Genomic DNA, 16,330 nt, shown 5'->3' on the forward strand with positions numbered 1-16,330 from the left:
TCAGGCTCGGAAGAGTTAATACTGCAAACAAAGCAAAGGCCAAATGCGAAATGCATTTGGCCTTTGCTTTTATTCTTTTCGCTTTAAACGTCCTGGACATTTAAAGGTTTACAGCCTTGTCTTTAAGATAAGAAGCAACACCGTCCTTATCTGCCTTCATCCCATCATCACCCTTGTTCCAACCAGCGGGGCAGACTTCACCATACTTTTCAGTAAACTGCAGAGCATCAATCATGCGCAGCATCTCATCGACGTTACGACCAAGCGGTAGATCATTGACAACCTGGTGATGGACTTTTCCTTCCTTGTCGATCAAAAAGGAACCACGATAAGCGACCCCGGCGTCCGTAAATTCGACATCATAGGCCCGGCATATCTCGTGCTTGATGTCGGCAACCAAAGGATAATTAACCTCGCCGATACCACCCTCATCAACCGGAGTGTTGCGCCAGGCTACGTGTGTGAACTGTGAGTCGATTGAGCAACCGATGACCTGCACGTCACGGTCTTCAAACTCTTTGATTCTCTTACTGAAAGCAATCAATTCTGTCGGACAGACAAAAGTAAAATCAAGCGGATAAAAGAACAAAACAACATATTTCCCCGCGTAATCAGAAAGAGAGAAATCGGCTTTTATCGAACCATCAGCCAGAACAGCTGCTGCTGTAAAATCAGGGGCTTGTTTTCCCACAAGAACACTCATCAGTTTATCTCCTTAGGTTATTGAATTATTGGCAAACATCAATTTGGGGATTATTTTACTCGGACTGTGCAAACAGTCAAGACAATTCTGACCAATCTGGTCATTTATGCAAAAAAGAAAAAAACTGGCTTCATAGACAACCAGTTTGGCATCTACTTACAGGGTTGGAACAGTTCCTGTGTTTTTCCAGTCCGACTATTTCTTCTTACTGCGGGGGTGAGCCTTATCGTAGACAGACATCAGTTGATCGACGCTGACCTGGGTATATTTTTGCGTGGTTGAAAGAGAAGCGTGACCCAGCAACTCCTGTATGGCGCGAAGATCTGCTCCGCCATCCAGAAGGTGCGTGGCAAAAGAATGTCGCAAAGCGTGTGGGCTGATGTCTTTAATGACACCTGCTTTGATCAGGCGGGTTTTCAGGTTGCGCTGAACACTACGCGGCGTCAATCGACCTCCCCGTGCATTGAGGAACAGCGGCTCCTCCGTGTCGGGCATGTTTCGCGCTTCAAGGTAAGCCAGCAGAGCCTCATGAGATTTACGGCCGATCGGCACGATCCGTTCCTTGCGACCTTTACCCAGCACACGCACAAGCTTCTCGCGCAAATCAAGAGCTCCGATATCCAGGCCGGTCAACTCACTGACACGTAAGCCACTTGAGTAAAAGAGTTCAACAATGGCCCGGTCACGCAAATCCAGAAGCGTATTGCCATAACCACGCTCCATCAGAGCCGTGGCTTCATCGACCGAGAGGGTTTTTGGCAGATAACGATTCAACTTGGGAGACGACAAACCTTCGGCAGGATTGCTGGCCAGACGTCCCTCACGGACCAGATAACGAAAAAAAGTTCGCAAGGTGGAAAGTTTCCTGGCGATCGAAGTCCGCTGGTTGCGTTTATGCAACTCAGCGAGATAGCGCCGCAAGAGGAAGCTATCGAGCCGGGCCAGAGATTGCAGATCAGAGCCACCATGCTCTTCTAGAAAAACACGAAACTCGCCAAGATCACGCAAGTAAGCAGCTCTTGTATGGGGCGAGAGGTTTCTTTCATCAGATATATATGTGGTGAAACTGTCTATCAGCTTTTGCATCGGTGGATACACCCTTTTTCCTGTCAGAATACAACAGTGGTGTTCAGAAAAAAAGCTGTAAGGACAATCCTCTCTAAAGTTAACAGGCTTACAGCCCTTGAGCTTAATACTTAATAGCTATATCCATATTGACGGTCCTATATCCGCGTGAGATAATCTTTTCACCATGACAATATTACTCTCTCTACTGCTCTATTTGATGAAGACAACTATCTGCGTGGTGGCCCTGACGGTTCTGCTGAGTTATACCGTTGCCTGGTATGAGCGCGCGAACTCAAGCCCAGCGCTGATTGACCGACGCTTTACAACGCGCGGAATCGGTATCGCATTCTGGTTGCTCATTCAGGAGACAGGCTGTCTGCTACTGACGATCCTGCTTCGGCCTCTCGGTTGGCGACAACCACAAATTCCCGATTCGAAAGATTCTGAGAAACCGCCTGTCATTCTCCTGCATGGTCTGTTTCAGAACCGTAGTTGTCTTCTCTGGCTGCAACACCGGCTAAAAGCGGCCGGATATCAGCAGGTCATCAGCATTAATACGCCCCCATGGCGCGACATAGAGGCTTTGTCAGAGCAGTTGGCAAAAAAGGTCGATGAACTTCGCATCCACCTTAAAGTCGAAAAAGTCATCCTGATCGGCCACTCAATGGGAGGGCTGATCGCACGCAACTACGTACAGAGCCGTGGCGGCTCTGCTCATGTACAAGCGATGGTGACTCTCGGTTCACCTCATCACGGTTCGAAGCTGGCCCCTTTTGCTCTCTCGACGATGGGAAAGAGCCTCTTGCCCGGATGCGAGTTCCTCACTAGGTTCAACAGCGTCCCATGGCCCGAGGCAACGCCTGCGACTTCGATTTTTACCCGCTACGACAATATTGTCCTCCCCGTGGAATCAGCCAAAATGGAGGGTGCCCGTCATTTTGAACTCGATGGCATGGGGCATACCGCCCTGCTCTTCCACCCCCGTGCGTTACAAACGGTTATCGAAGCTTTGAGCAGCAAAGCTTAATGAAAACCCTTCAGGTAAGAAGCAACCGGCAGGTTGAGATGATCGACATCTCGGCGGACGTTTGTAAAGTCATACGCGAGACCGGAGTGACTGAGGGTCTGGCCGTTATCTTCACTCACCATACAACCGCAGCTATCACAATCAACGAAAATGCCGACCCGGCGGTTTGCCACGATCTGGTGATGGCGATCAATAAGATCGTGCCGATGCAGGATGCTTATCGTCACCTCGAAGGCAACAGCGCCGCTCACCTGAAAAGCAGCCTTTTTGGTGCCAGTGAAACCTTGATCATCAATAACGGCGAACTACGGCTCGGCACCTGGCAGGGGATTTACTTCTGTGAATTCGATGGGCCCCGTCAACGCCAGGTACAGATCCAGGTTATCAGCCAATGAGCCATTCCGTCTCACTGCAAGCCTTAACCGATTATGACCCCGCTCGAGTGCAGGACGCGCTACATCTTCTCCTTGAACCACTAGGGGGCATTTCCAGCTTTATCAAATCCGGCCAGAAGGTCCTTTTAAAGCCCAACATGTTGGCCGGCAAGACCCCTGAGAAAGCCGTCACCACTCATCCGGAAATCGTACGCCAGGTCATCCTTATGGCCCAGAGTGCCGGTGGGCATATCAGCGTAGGAGACTCGCCCGGGTTGGGCAAACCGGAGAACGTCGCCCGCAAATGCGGCATAATGGACGTGATTGAGGAGACCGGAGTTCATTTCGCACCCTTTGAGGAATCCGTTCCGATCACTCTAAAAACAGGGACCTTCCATCATTTGGAAGTAGCCAGAGAAGCCCTGGAAACCGACGTTATCATCAACCTGCCCAAACTCAAGACTCACCAGATGATGGGTTATACCGGAGCGGTCAAAAACCTTTTCGGGCTCGTAGTCGGCATGCGCAAAGTCCGGTTGCATCTTCAAGCGGGGACCGACAAAGCGTTCTTTGCCCTGATGCTGCTTGAGCTAGCGGAACGCTTCCAGCCGGCCCTTTCGATCATGGACGCGGTTATCGCCATGGAAGGTAATGGCCCAGGTAACGGCGACCCAGTTCAGCTAGGGGCTTTGCTCGCATCAACAACACCCATTGCTCTCGACACTATCGCGACCGCCATGGTTAACCTTCCGGAGCAAAGAGTCTGGACCCAACGCGTTGCCAGAGAATCAGGACGTGAGGGCGTCTCGATTAACGAGATCATTCTTCAGGGCGCAGATTTGTCCTCGCTGGCAACAACCAACTTCCTTGCAGCGAAGAATTCCGATGTCAACTTCGGGTTGCCGACCCCCGTCAAAAACCTGCTCAAAAATGCCATCACCGCACAACCCGGCATCACCGGTGATTGCAAAAAGTGCGGACATTGTGTCACCCATTGTCCTCCAGAGGCCGTGAGTATTGATGAGCGTGGTGTCCAGATTGACTATGGTCGATGTATTCGTTGTTTCTGTTGCCAGGAACTTTGTCCTCATGGCGCAATTGTCACCCAGCAAGGTGTCCTGTTGCGGTTAGCAGAATTTATTCAGGGGCAGAGAGGCAACAACGATAAGACCCGGTAAATAAGGCAATTGACGCAGACGTATTGACTCGCCTTGGACTTTTCTACGAATCACTTCAACAAACAGCCACCTCCATTCGTCTCTACATAAACAGGCAATTAAAATTTCAAAAAACAAGAAACAGTGTTTTAAAAAACAAAAAAATAGTATATATTGTCATTATATAATTCTTCGAATACCCTGTTTTTACTGAAAAGGAATAATAATATGCTGTTTGTCTGGGATGAAGATTACCGAACAGGCATCGATGAGATCGACCGTGACCACAAGGGCTTGGTCAACTTGATCAATGACCTTTATGAAGCAATGCAGGACGGAAGCGGTGGCGCCCTGCTTCTGCCAATATTTTCAGCGCTGAAGCGTTACACGGAGGATCACTTCGTTAAAGAAGAACGTTACATGATTGAGTGCGGAGCCCCGGATCAGAGCAAGCATTTCCAGGAACATAAACGCATGGCGGAAACCCTTGCCGACCTGGAAAGCAGACACCGCCATGGAGAAGCCGCAATTTCCCTGCAAACACTGACCTTCTTGCGGGACTGGCTAAAAAACCACATCTGCGTCGTAGACCAGGCGATGGCGGCCAAGATCAAAAAACAAGCAGAAAGGCTGGACACATAAGTCTTCGGGTTGCACACTGAAGGCTCATCTCACAAAGACAACGGGGGCATCTCACCAAGAGATGCCCCCGTTATTTTTACTATGGTCGGCAAAAGCCACCATGACAGCCTACTCCTCGTACACTAGCACGCGAATCAGGCCACAGGTATTTCCTGCTTCGACCGTCGTTGAGTCACTCACAGACAGGACTCTGGTAATGTTGTTTTCACTGACAAACCGGTTCACTCGTTCATCCAGTTCACCAAGCTCACGTTGCGCCCTGAAGGGCTGCAAAGGTTCGCCGAAGGTTTTGACTTTGATCATGGAGGCCTCCTCCGGCGGTCTGGTCATCAGACCTGGACCACCTCTTTAACCTCAGGAAGCTTGTCCCTGAGAGTTCTCTCGATACCCATCTTCAGAGTCATGGTTGACATGGGGCAGGAGCCACATGCGCCGGTCAGCCTGACGCTGACGATACCGTCGTCGGTAACATCAACCAGTTCAACATCGCCACCATCGGCCTGCAACGCAGGACGAACCAGCTCAAGGACTTCCTGGACCTTTTCTTTCATCGAATTATCTCCTTAATCTCTTATTGTTAGTTAGCAGCAAACCTGCTTTGTTCGCTTCCGTTAACCCGGAACAGCACCAGTTTAACAGAAAGACGAATATATTTCATAGCCAGGGGGATTTTATGCCCTATCGACAGCCTCTGACTCTCTCAACCGAAAGGGATCGCACCGATTGCGCGGCTACAGGACAGCTCCGGGGAGCCAACATTCTTTCCCTGAACAAGGACCTTGAAAGTTTCTCCCATCCCCGCCTCCGGCATAATCAGATTTTTCAAAGTAAGGCGCAAGGCGCGTGCTTCCTTTTCATCCGACGCGGCCGCTTCGAGCTTGACCAATTCTTCAAAAAACCCAAGTGCCAGCAAGAAACGATACTGTTCACCAAACCAGAGTGTTTCCAAACCCACCTCGCAACCGGCTTTCTGCAAGGCGGTAAAATCAACGTGCGCGGTGATATCTTTCTCACCCACACGATCATAGGGGTTATCGTCAGCCTGGTGTCGATGGTAACACATCAAGGTTCCGGCCCTTCGATAAGGGGCATAGAGTTCTTCGACCGGATAACCATAGTCTATCGTTATCGCAAAGCCTTTTTCAATCCGCTTGCCAACATGTCGCATCCACGCAGGAGCGGCCAGGTTGGCTTCAGCACGATTCCCTTCCACAGGAGACGAGCCGAGCCAGCTAAAATATTCACCCAACTCAGGCCCTGCGGGCTCACGCAATTCTTCTACGAAAGCATCATCGCGGGTGGTGACAAAAACTTCCTGAAGCTGTCCATCGTGTTTCTCGACAAGTTGCACGGGGAAGGCATCAACCAGCTCATTGGACAGGAAGCAACCTGAAGCTATTGACCAATCATCAGTAGAGCACCAGGCAACTCGATCAATATGTTTTTCAAGATTCTCACTTTGCCGTTGACGATTGTCCTGACTGACCTCAACAAGAGTGTATTGCAACTGTGAATAAAGCTCTGGAGCTTCCTCTGCGATCGCATCGAGAATATCCTGGGCCAGATGTCCTTCTCCAGCCCCCTGCTCGACCACCTGAAAAGCTCCACCACCAAGCAAGGTGAACATCTGCATCAACTGCCGAGCAACAAGGCGGCCGAAGAGGGCATTGACACTACTGGAGGTAAAAAAGTCACCGGACTTGCCAATCCGGTCGCGTGGGGCCATGTAATAACCATATTCAGGGTGATAAAGGGCCTGCTCCATAAAGGCTGCAAAGCGGACTCCATCGGAGCTCTTAAGCTGCTGTAGCAGCAAAGCGGACAGGGGCGTAGGGTTTTCTTGTGGGGGAACTTGCGAGGTCATAAAGATTCGTATCTCCTGCAACTTATCAGAGGCCAGGAACCGACATTCCTTTAAAATCGAGCCGGCAGTTTAACGCAGCCAATACTGGAGTACAAGAGTCGATTACAAGATGGAAACGAGCACGGGCCTGGCCGAAAGAAGAGCGCCTGGATCGTTTGTGAATAGTCCGGAGACACCCATCCTCAACATGCTTCTGGCTTGTTCAGGCCGATCAACGGTCCACACCGAAACAGGCAGGCCCAGGTTTCTACACGCAGACATCATTCTGCGGCAAACCAGGTTGTCCGCAGGATGGAATGCACAAGCAGAGATTTCGTTGGCAAACCGAACCGCCTGCCTCCAGTTGCCGGCTTCAAAAAGGACCGCCAGCGGCAGTGCTTCATCGAGCGAGCGCAAACCTCTCAACAAGTCGTAATCAAAGGAGGATATTATAAATTCAGCATCAGGGTGCTGGCGCAGCAACGACAGCACTTCGACTCCGGTTGAAAACTCTTTCAGCTCAAGGTTCAGGCTGAGCTTTCCAGTAAACGCTGACAGAACTTCTGCAAGGGTCGGTAGCGGCGCCCTTATAAACTCGGGGGAGAACCAACCACCGGCATCGAGCTTCTGCAACTGCTCCAGACTCGCATCCGCAACAAGCCCCTGGCCATCAGTGGTCCTCTCCAGAGATTCGTCGTGGATCACGACAGGGATACCATCTCGAGAGAGATGGATATCAAGTTCAAGACCGTCAGCTCCGAGTTCAACCGCAGCAGAAAACGCTGCCATGGTGTTTTCCGGAGCAAATTTTGAAGCGCCACGATGAGCCCAGATGAAAGGACGTTGCATACCTGTTAGACTTTCTTTTCAACGCATAGAAATAAACGGGTAAGAGGCGACAAGGAAAAGATGCGATTTGACCTGTTAATGATTGTCATAGGCTTGTTATTGCTGGTGGCGATGACTCTTACATTGCTTTTCGGTCGCGAGTATAGTCGTCACGGCTATGGCACCTTTCTTTCAAACAGTAAAGAATGCCCTTCTATAACGGCCTGATTATTCCTTTTGACTTTCCCCGTGCCACACTCCTCGACCCTCGCTCCCCCTAAGGGCCACCCTGCAAAACAGGAAGCCCTTTTTGGGCCCAGGCATAAATTCCACCGGACAGGTTGTAAATCTCAGGGTAGCCCTGTCGAGCCAGATAATTAACGACCTGGGCGCTACGTGAACCAACGGCACAGTAGACCAGAACCGGACGATCTTTGGGGACCTCTGCGAGGCGCTTCACAAACTGATCAATCGGGATCAAACGTGCCCCATCGAGCCGTGCCTGCTGGTATTCGCCAAAAGTGCGGACATCAAGGAGGAAAAGATCACCACGCTGGCCAACCATTGCATAGGCCTCCTGAGAAGACAGATTGCGGGCAACAGCGGCGTTGGCATAAACCGGGAGTAGTATCAGCAGTAAAACAAAGGAGAAAACAAACTTACATCTCATAACCAGACCTCTTTTAGTAGATTCACAATACTTTAACATTGTCATTATAACTGAAAACGGCAATCGATGACGACAAGCAACTCAACCAGAAACGAGCCGCCTTAGTCTCCAATAGCAGCGGCTTACTATATTCAAAAAACAATATTAATACACCCAAAAAAAATTGTCTTTCCCTATGAAAAATGTCATCATGACTGCCGCTGTCAAACAGCAAGAGCATTTCATACAAGATCCTTACAGAATGAGCCAAAACGCAGCGCTCGCAACAAGTCTCTGTCGCGACCGCAAAACCCCGGGAGAATGCCGATGGATCGTAACCTAGCACTTGAGCTGATCAGAGTCACTGAAGCAGCAGCCCTTTCATGCGGCCGCTGGGTTGGCAAAGGCGACAAAATGGCAGCAGATGACGCAGCCACAACAGCGATGCGCAGCTCCCTCGACTCCATGGAGATCTCCGGCACAGTGGTCATCGGCGAAGGCGAGATGGACGAAGCTCCCATGCTTTATATAGGTGAGAAACTGGGACGCGGCAACGGCCAGGAAGTGGATATCGCTGTCGACCCTCTCGAAGGAACCAATATCTGCGCCAAGGGCCTTAATGGCTCAATCGCAACGATTGCCCTGGCCCCTCGAGGCGGATTCCTGCACGCCCCCGACATGTACATGGAAAAAATTGCTGTTGGCCCGACGGCAAGAGGGGCCATCGACATCAACGAATCACCAACGGTCAACCTGCAAAGGGTTGCCGATGCGAAAAAATGCTATATTGAAGACCTCACCGTTGTGATTCTTGATCGGCCCCGGCATGATAAAATCGTCGATGAAATCCGTAAAGCTGGAGCTCGCATTCACCTGATCACCGACGGTGATGTCGCTCCGGCTATCGCTGCCGCAGTTGAAGGCAGCGGCGTAGACATGCTGCTTGGCATCGGTGGCGCTCCGGAAGGAGTTCTCGCTGCTGCGGCTTTGAAATGTATGGGCGGAGATATGCAGGGCAGACTGGTATTCATGAACGATGAAGAACGTGAACGCGCCAAAGGCATGGGCATTGACGACTTCGACAAAGTCTACCAATGCAACGAGATGGCCAATGGGGATGTTGTTTTCGCCGCAACCGGCGTGACCAGCGGCGAACTGCTACGTGGCACCCGCTACTACTCAGGAGGCGCAGAAACCCACTCTATCGTTATGCGCTCCAAAACTCGCACCATTCGTTTTGTTGAGACCCGGCACACTTTTGATTACAAACCTAAATATTGAAAAGAATTAAGCGGCTTAGGGCTTGTCAGAGTGCTAACAAGTTGATAGTATTTCTCGAGTTTTCAACGCATAACATAGAGGTTGACTAATGGCAATTATCACGATTTCCAGAGAAATGGGCAGCGGCGGCATACCGGTCGCCCATAAAGTTGCTGAGAAACTGGGCTACCAACTGATCGACGGCGAAATGATCATGGCCGCGGCTGAAGCCTATGGCCTCTCGCCCGAAGCCGTGGAACAAGCAGATGAGAAGCCCCCACATTTCGTCGACACCCTCGACTCGAAACAGTTTTTAGATCTTCACCTGATCGAACTGATCATTCTCGAAGCTGCGCTAAAAGGCAACGTAGTCATTTACGGGCGTGGCGGTCAGGATCTCCTCAAGGACGTCAACAGCGTTCTGCGAACCCGAATCATCGCCCCTTTTGAAGATCGTGTCGAGCGATGGGCAGAGCGCGAATGGCTCGACCCGGATCGCGCCCGCTACCTGGTAAGGAAAAGCGACCAGCAGAGAGCCGGCTTCATCAAATACTATTTCGACCGGGACTGGGATGACTGCGTTCACTACGATCTGGTTATCAACACGCAACGTCTTTCGGAAGACAAAGCGGTTCAAGTCATCTGTGACAGTGTAAAAGACGAGAACCTCGAAGGAGTCAAGGCGAGCGGCAAGAAGCTCCTCACCGACCTGATCCTTCGCAAAAAAGTTGAGATAGCAATCCTGTCATCAGACTACATCGACGCCTACATGCTCGAGATCAGCGTTGTAGATGGTATCGTCACACTCGCAGGCCAACTCCACTCCAACGCGGAGAAAACCGCTGCTGAAAAGCAGGCCCGTTCGGTAGAAGGCGTCAACGACCTGCAAAACGACATCAAGGTTGTCGAATACCGAACCAACCCCTCAGAGCACTAAAGAGTCCTCACGAGATAAGAGTACATGGAAGCCGACCCGCAAGGTCGGCTTCTCTTTTCTCAGGCTTGTTCCGCTATAATCCCCTATGCTAGGATAAGCCGCTGTTTACAAGTTCACAATCATCATAAGGAGTAAGAACATGGCCGGACATAGTAAATGGGCCAATATCAAGCACCGCAAAGGCGCGCAGGATGCCAAGCGTGGAAAGATTTTCACCAAAATCATCAAAGAACTTACGGTTGCTTCCCGCATCGGCGGCGGCGATCCGGATATCAACCCGCGTCTACGCACAGCTGTTGACAAGGCCAAACAAGCCAACATGCCGAAGGACAACGTGGATCGTGCCATCAAAAAAGGCACCGGCGATCTTGACGGCGTCAGTTACGAGGAAGGCCTTTTTGAAGGCTACGGCCCCGGCGGCGTTGCTTTAATTGTAGAATTCCTGACCGACAACCGTACCCGTACCGTCGCTGATGTGCGCCATTGCTTCAGCAAGTATGGCGGCAATCTTGGCGTCAGCGGTTCAGTGGCCTTTCTCTTTGACCGCAAAGGCTTGATCTCCTTTTCCGCAGACAACGATTTCGACCAGATCTTTGAGATCGCCCTGGAAGCAGGCGCTGAAGACGTCAAGGACGAAGAAGATGTCTACGAAGTCATCACTGACCCAGCGGACTTTATCCCGGTTCGTGAAGCCATGGCCGCAGCAGGGTTGAAATGGGAAACCGCTGAAACGACAATGATCCCGCAAAATCAGGTCATGCTCGAAGGTAAGCCTGCAGAGACCATGCTCAAACTGATGGATGCGCTCGAAGACAATGACGATGTGCAGAATGTTTACGCCAACTTCGACATCAGCGAAGATGAGCTGGCTAAAATCATGTAACCAAAAGGTGCGTGGATTGTGGTACGTGGTCCGAGGTTAGTTTCTCCACGAGCCACAAACCGCAAACCCTGAGCCTTCTTTATGCGAATTCTAGGGATCGACCCAGGCACCAGGATCACCGGTTACGGCATTATTGATGTCGAGGGCAATCGCTTGCGCCACGTCGATAACGGTATCGTCAAAACGCGCAGCAGTGATCCCTTGCCAATCAGGTTAAAGGCCATATACGACGGCCTGACCGTGGTCCTCAAGGAATTTTCTCCTGAAGCTGTCGCTATTGAGCAGGTATTCCTAGCAAAAAACCCGAAAGCCGCTTTAACTCTCGGCCACGCTAGAGGCACAGCAGTCATAGCCTCGGTCAATCTCAACCTCGAAGTTCATGAGTATTCGGCGCTGCAGGTCAAAAGTGCCGTAGTTGGTTATGGACATGCTGCAAAACAGCAGGTTCAGCACATGGTTAAAGCACTCCTGAATTTACCGGAAGTGGCCCAGGAAGACGCTGCAGACGCTTTGGCTGTGGCAATCTGTCATGCCAACAGCCGGACACTGAGACAGCTGGCAATCAATTCCGGTCGACGTTAATATCACACCAAGGCGAACAACACGCTACGGCTTAAAAGAGAGTGAACTCCGATGATCGCACTGCTTCGCGGCACACTGGCTTATAAATCGTCCGACCACGTGATCATTGACGTTGGTGGTGTCGGCTACCGACTGTTTATCCCACTCTCTACATTCTATTCCTTACCGGAGACCGGTGATGTCAGTCTCTTTACCCACACTCATGTCCGTGAAGATGCCCTTCTGCTCTACGGCTTCCTCTCTCTGGAGGAGAAGGAGCTGTTTGGTATTTTGATCAGCATCTCTGGTGTCGGCCCGAAGCTGGCAGTCAATATCCTCTCGCATATCCCTGCAAAAGATCTCAAAAGAGCCATTGCCTCAGAAGATATCAAGCGCCTCTCCAGTTTGCCCGGCATTGGCAAGAAAACGGCAGAGCGACTGGTCCTTGAATTAAAAGACAAGGTCGGCCCGGTACACGATCTCCCCGAAGCAGATGATGTAAAATCGAGCAGCCCTTCTGTGGGAGATATCAGTAACGATGTGATTTCCGCATTAACCAATCTCGGCTACAAAGAGAACCAGGCCCGCAAGGTATTGGAATCGATGGAACTGGCACCGGACCTGACGATGGAAGAAGCCCTTAAAGGAGCATTGAAAGTCCTGATTCGCTGACTTTCACCGTAGAGACCATGGAAGAAGATCGCCTGATTGCAGCGGACACCTCCGGAGACGATGGCTCTTTTGACCTCTCCTTGCGGCCAAAAGTCCTCACCGAATATGTCGGCCAGAGCAAAGCCAAGGAGAACCTCAAGGTCTTTATCGGAGCCGCTAAAGGCCGTGGAGAGTCCCTTGACCACGTTCTATTCTACGGACCCCCCGGTCTTGGAAAAACAACACTGGCTCACATTATTGCTGCGGAGATGGGTGTCAGTATCAAGAGCACGTCAGGCCCGGTCATTGAAAAACCGGGGGACCTGGCAGCGGTTCTGACGAACCTGGAACCGGGCGATGTCCTCTTCATCGACGAGATTCATCGCTTGTCTCCTGTGGTTGAAGAGATTCTCTACCCGGCGATGGAAGACTACCAGCTCGACATCATGATCGGCCAAGGGCCCTCGGCTCGCACCATCAAACTCGACATCCCCCGCTTCACCCTGGTCGGAGCAACAACCCGCGCTGGACTGCTCTCTTCGCCCTTGCGTGACCGCTTTGGCGTTTTGAGCCGCCTTGAGTTCTACACTCACGACGAGTTATCCACCATCGTCACACGCAGTGCAGGAATCCTGGGCGTACAGATCGATGCTTCAGGAGCCGCAGAGATCGCCCGCCGTAGCAGAGGAACGCCACGTATCGCCAACCGCTTGCTGCGCAGGGTCCGGGACTTTGCGGAAGTCGATGGCGACGGCACGATCAGCCTGAAGATGGCAGATCAAGCGCTGGGAAGGCTGGAGGTCGACAAAAAGGGCTTTGACCAGATGGACAGGCTTCTGCTCGAAACCATCATCGATAAATTCAGTGGTGGACCGGTGGGACTCGACACATTAGCTGCCGCAATCGGGGAAGAGAAAGATACGATTGAGGATGTGATTGAACCCTACTTACTGCAACAGGGATTCATCAATCGCACTCCCCGTGGTCGCGTTGCAACCCATCTGGCTTATTCTCATCTGGGACGGACCCCCGGGGCATCAGCGCAACCGGGCAGCCTTTTTACGTAAAAGAATCATTTTTCGTTGAATTTTCTTTGTCACACGGCCAAACCTTGTGATAGCTTCAGTTTGTGGGGGGTGATGCAAGCAACTTGCCCTGCTGACACACCCCGAGGGCCGTCATGGTGACGGCCCTTTTTATTTTCGAAGTCACCACATTCAGAATTAATGAGCATGGACCCAAGCCTGCTACAACAGTTTCGCCAGCAGCTGGCCTCCTGGATTGAAGCACGTCTTGAATCCCAGCGCCTGCCCTTCCAACGTCTGGAGCTCTGCCCCAGAACCTTGACGGATCAGGGGCTGCTGGTTCCGGATCTGGTGCTCTGGATCAATAGAGACAGTCAGTTGGCAGGAAGCATGATCCTGCTGCCCGATGTTGTCAATGCTCAGGTCCTCAGCGAAGGGGTTTCTCTGGCCAACGCGCTCGGACTCGGTCACTTCACGACCTGGGCCGCACGAGAGGTCTCCATCTGGAACGTCTCCTCAGGTGCAGCGACCCTGCTTGACGATTTTGATCTGCCGCCCGCCAATCGCATCACTCCTGACGATTTTCAGCAAACCCTCGATGACCTTTTAGAACGATTAAAAGTCGTGACCGTCACTAGCGCGCCGCCTACGGCGAGCTATTCCGAACATTATTTCGCCAACCTCTGTCTGCGCAATCTGCAAGAACTGGCACCAGGCCTGACGATCAGCGCCCGCCTGACCGCCGGAAGAACAGCAGATGATGAGTGGGTGGAACAGGCCCCGCGTGAGAAGGCATGGATGTCTCTATGGCGATTACTTTTCCTGCTTCAGCAAAAACGCCTGCCACCGGGGTTGCAACCCGACAGGCTTGAGTTCGCCATCCACTATGCTTTGAGTGACCTGATCAAGGGCCAACATCCATGGCTCGCCATTCAGGAGGGTGAGCCCCCCCTGCCTGAAGATGACGCCGTAAGGCTCCACCACCTGGCCGGCAGGCTCAGGCAACTGGGATGGCCTCACAATGACCAACATGCAGAGGAGATGGTCAGTCTTTTAATCAACGAGGCTGCTCATCGTTTGGGTCTCAACGCCCCTCATCTGCCATGGTCAACGGACACAGCCACATTACGCGTCAACTGCCATCGCCCGCCATCGGCAGAACCCTGTTCGCTGGTCGCTCCACGTTCTTATCTGGCCGGCTGGGCGTTCAAAAGATCCCTGAACGAACAGGTCGAAAAATATTCTTATGCTGAAGACTTGCAATCTTTGAACACCAGCCAGGGCCTGACAAATTCTCTGGCCATTTTAAAGGGTGAGCATTCTCTCGATCGAAAAGAGCGCGAATCTCAGCTGATGCTGCTACGCCAGGTCTGGAGTCGGCGCTTCGAGCTACCGCGAAAAACGCCCAAGTGGGTGTGGGATGCACTCTACCTCGTCGGCCTGGTTTCTGAAAAAATTTCTCTCGAATTACCTAAAGGATGGCCTCATGCACCCGGCGTCGAAGTTCTCTGGGCGGTCCTGCTAGAGCGTTACCAACTTGCAGAAATCTCAATAATCGAGACCGGAGAGCAAAGCTTCCTTTTTACGCAATGCCCACAAAAAATCAGTTACGTTAAAGTCCATCGTAACAACCGGGTCTTTGAGCTCCCACTGGAGCTCACTTCAACGGTCATGCCAGGAACAACACAGATCTGGTTGTTGGCAGACGAATCGGTGGTTGAGCTCTTGTGCAGCAAAAAGATTGGCGGAGTCAGACTTGACTGGGCGGATGAAACCGAGCCTCTGAAGTGGGGAGCTTACCTCTTTCTGCAAACCCAGCTCGGCAAGTACCTCTGGCACCTCTGCAGTAATCAGAAATCCTTGCCAGAAATCGACGAACTGCCCCAGGCCATCAGAAACTACGGCCTGCCACTCCCTGGAAGAGAAATCCTTGCAGACTTATGCCTGATCGGCTTGCCCGAAACGGAAATGATCCCGGAACCGGATCTTCTTGAAAGAGAATTTACCCACCTCTTCGGTCCGACCCCTGTGCTTACGGAAAGCACCATTCACGACTTCACAGACGGCTCAAAATCGCGGCGCAGAAGCAGCACAAACCCAAAAGAAATTGCCTCAAAAGTTTTCGAAGATGGCATACCGCGCTTTCCCGAGCACTACCTGATGGATCTCTATCGTCCTGAAGTGACAGAGTACAAATTACATGGTGTACTGGAGGTCACAGAAGAATTTTTTGACAAGATTAGCTTAGGTACGGTTGCCAAGGATCACACTCTGGAGGTCTCTGGAAAACTCATCGCCGAAGCGCTTGTCCTGGCGTCTTACACGGATCAGGAGCAAGTCTCTCTTCCCGTTGATGAATTCATCCTTGCCAAAATCATCCAACAGTATCGTTCCGATCTCGTACGTCTGCACGACAACTTAATGCGGGCCTGCCGACGTTTTGAACCACATCGTCAACAGGCGGTCAAGCTGGCAGGACGAATCTGGCAGCAACAGAATTTGCCTCCTGAAAAGGCATACAAAACAGCCTAGCAGCCTGTCGGACTATCTGGGCTAAAGCGAAAGGTTGACCGTTTGAGGACAGATTTTGGCTCTTTTGAGAGTAATAGCTGTATCTATGGGTCGAAAAGGAGCTGAAATATGGGCCAAACAGGTGAATTCGCAGCCAGTCCATGGTTAGTGCGACAGGTTGCTAAGCCTTTCTTCTGACACCCAACCCCTT

19 protein-coding genes are annotated in these 16,330 nt (G+C 51.6%); 12 read left to right on the top strand and 7 right to left on the bottom strand.

Going from position 1 to position 16,330, the window contains the following annotated elements; genetic code table 11:
* Positions 1–100 precede the first annotated feature (100 nt).
* Both P9J64_14825 and xerC read right to left on the bottom strand, forming a co-directional pair.
* Positions 101–703, bottom strand: coding sequence for a peroxiredoxin (locus tag P9J64_14825; protein MDG5469603.1), 603 nt, complete (start codon positions 701–703; stop codon positions 101–103).
* A gap of 195 nt (positions 704–898) precedes the next feature.
* Complete coding sequence (gene xerC / locus P9J64_14830) at positions 899–1,789, bottom strand: tyrosine recombinase XerC (protein MDG5469604.1); 891 nt, start codon at positions 1,787–1,789, stop codon at positions 899–901.
* A 166-nt stretch (positions 1,790–1,955) separates the two neighbouring features.
* Between xerC and P9J64_14835 the strand changes: the two genes are divergently transcribed.
* From P9J64_14835 to P9J64_14850, 4 genes are all read left to right on the top strand, one after another.
* On the top strand, positions 1,956–2,798 hold the full coding sequence (locus P9J64_14835; protein MDG5469605.1) for an alpha/beta fold hydrolase: 843 nt from the start codon (positions 1,956–1,958) through the stop codon (positions 2,796–2,798).
* Complete coding sequence (locus P9J64_14840; GenBank protein MDG5469606.1) at positions 2,798–3,193, top strand: secondary thiamine-phosphate synthase enzyme YjbQ; 396 nt, start codon at positions 2,798–2,800, stop codon at positions 3,191–3,193. The genes P9J64_14835 and P9J64_14840 overlap by 1 nt, the downstream gene beginning before the upstream one ends.
* Positions 3,190–4,350 (top strand): DUF362 domain-containing protein, encoded by a 1,161-nt coding sequence (locus P9J64_14845; GenBank protein MDG5469607.1) that lies wholly within the window; start codon positions 3,190–3,192, stop codon positions 4,348–4,350. Before P9J64_14840 ends, P9J64_14845 begins: the two co-directional genes overlap by 4 nt.
* A 207-nt stretch (positions 4,351–4,557) precedes the next feature.
* On the top strand, positions 4,558–4,971 hold the full coding sequence (locus tag P9J64_14850; protein MDG5469608.1) for a bacteriohemerythrin: 414 nt from the start codon (positions 4,558–4,560) through the stop codon (positions 4,969–4,971).
* A gap of 108 nt (positions 4,972–5,079) precedes the next feature.
* Here P9J64_14850 and P9J64_14855 read toward each other — a convergent pair whose 3' ends face one another.
* The 4 genes from P9J64_14855 to P9J64_14870 all read right to left on the bottom strand — a co-directional run bounded on the left by P9J64_14855 (position 5,080) and on the right by P9J64_14870 (position 7,663).
* Complete coding sequence (locus P9J64_14855; GenBank protein MDG5469609.1) at positions 5,080–5,274, bottom strand: hypothetical protein; 195 nt, start codon at positions 5,272–5,274, stop codon at positions 5,080–5,082.
* Between the two features lie 26 nt (positions 5,275–5,300).
* Complete coding sequence (locus P9J64_14860) at positions 5,301–5,522, bottom strand: NifU family protein (GenBank protein ID MDG5469610.1); 222 nt, start codon at positions 5,520–5,522, stop codon at positions 5,301–5,303.
* Positions 5,523–5,671: 149 nt separating this feature from the next.
* Positions 5,672–6,835, bottom strand: a complete 1,164-nt coding sequence (locus P9J64_14865) for an SAM-dependent methyltransferase (GenBank protein ID MDG5469611.1) — start codon at positions 6,833–6,835, stop codon at positions 5,672–5,674.
* A gap of 102 nt (positions 6,836–6,937) precedes the next feature.
* Positions 6,938–7,663 (bottom strand): glycerophosphodiester phosphodiesterase family protein, encoded by a 726-nt coding sequence (locus tag P9J64_14870; protein ID MDG5469612.1) that lies wholly within the window; start codon positions 7,661–7,663, stop codon positions 6,938–6,940.
* Between the two features lie 60 nt (positions 7,664–7,723).
* On the opposite strand from P9J64_14870, the gene P9J64_14875 reads away from it, so the two are divergent.
* On the top strand, positions 7,724–7,870 hold the full coding sequence (locus P9J64_14875; protein MDG5469613.1) for a hypothetical protein: 147 nt from the start codon (positions 7,724–7,726) through the stop codon (positions 7,868–7,870).
* 49 nt (positions 7,871–7,919) lie between these two features.
* Here the strand turns inward: P9J64_14875 and P9J64_14880 are convergent, their stop codons facing one another.
* Complete coding sequence (locus P9J64_14880) at positions 7,920–8,312, bottom strand: rhodanese-like domain-containing protein (protein ID MDG5469614.1); 393 nt, start codon at positions 8,310–8,312, stop codon at positions 7,920–7,922.
* 306 nt (positions 8,313–8,618) lie between these two features.
* Between P9J64_14880 and glpX the strand changes: the two genes are divergently transcribed.
* The 7 genes from glpX to P9J64_14915 all read left to right on the top strand — a co-directional run bounded on the left by glpX (position 8,619) and on the right by P9J64_14915 (position 16,140).
* Positions 8,619–9,572 carry a class II fructose-bisphosphatase gene (gene glpX, locus P9J64_14885; GenBank protein MDG5469615.1) on the top strand — a complete coding sequence of 318 codons (954 nt, stop codon included), beginning with the start codon at positions 8,619–8,621 and terminating at the stop codon, positions 9,570–9,572.
* An 88-nt stretch (positions 9,573–9,660) separates the two neighbouring features.
* Positions 9,661–10,488 carry a cytidylate kinase family protein gene (locus P9J64_14890; GenBank protein MDG5469616.1) on the top strand — a complete coding sequence of 276 codons (828 nt, stop codon included), beginning with the start codon at positions 9,661–9,663 and terminating at the stop codon, positions 10,486–10,488.
* A 139-nt stretch (positions 10,489–10,627) separates the two neighbouring features.
* Entirely contained in the window at positions 10,628–11,371 is a 744-nt protein-coding gene (locus P9J64_14895) for a YebC/PmpR family DNA-binding transcriptional regulator (GenBank protein ID MDG5469617.1), read from the top strand.
* Positions 11,372–11,452: 81 nt separating this feature from the next.
* Positions 11,453–11,953: a crossover junction endodeoxyribonuclease RuvC gene (ruvC, locus tag P9J64_14900; protein MDG5469618.1), complete on the top strand. Its 501-nt coding sequence runs from the start codon at positions 11,453–11,455 to the stop codon at positions 11,951–11,953.
* 51 nt (positions 11,954–12,004) lie between these two features.
* Complete coding sequence (ruvA, locus tag P9J64_14905) at positions 12,005–12,604, top strand: Holliday junction branch migration protein RuvA (protein MDG5469619.1); 600 nt, start codon at positions 12,005–12,007, stop codon at positions 12,602–12,604.
* A gap of 17 nt (positions 12,605–12,621) precedes the next feature.
* Positions 12,622–13,650 carry a Holliday junction branch migration DNA helicase RuvB gene (ruvB, locus tag P9J64_14910; GenBank protein MDG5469620.1) on the top strand — a complete coding sequence of 343 codons (1,029 nt, stop codon included), beginning with the start codon at positions 12,622–12,624 and terminating at the stop codon, positions 13,648–13,650.
* A gap of 159 nt (positions 13,651–13,809) precedes the next feature.
* Entirely contained in the window at positions 13,810–16,140 is a 2,331-nt protein-coding gene (locus tag P9J64_14915; GenBank protein MDG5469621.1) for a hypothetical protein, read from the top strand.
* The last annotated feature ends 190 nt before the right edge of the window (positions 16,141–16,330 follow it).

This window comes from Deltaproteobacteria bacterium IMCC39524 (genome assembly GCA_029667085.1).
GTDB lineage: Bacteria > Desulfobacterota > Desulfuromonadia > Desulfuromonadales > BM103 > M0040.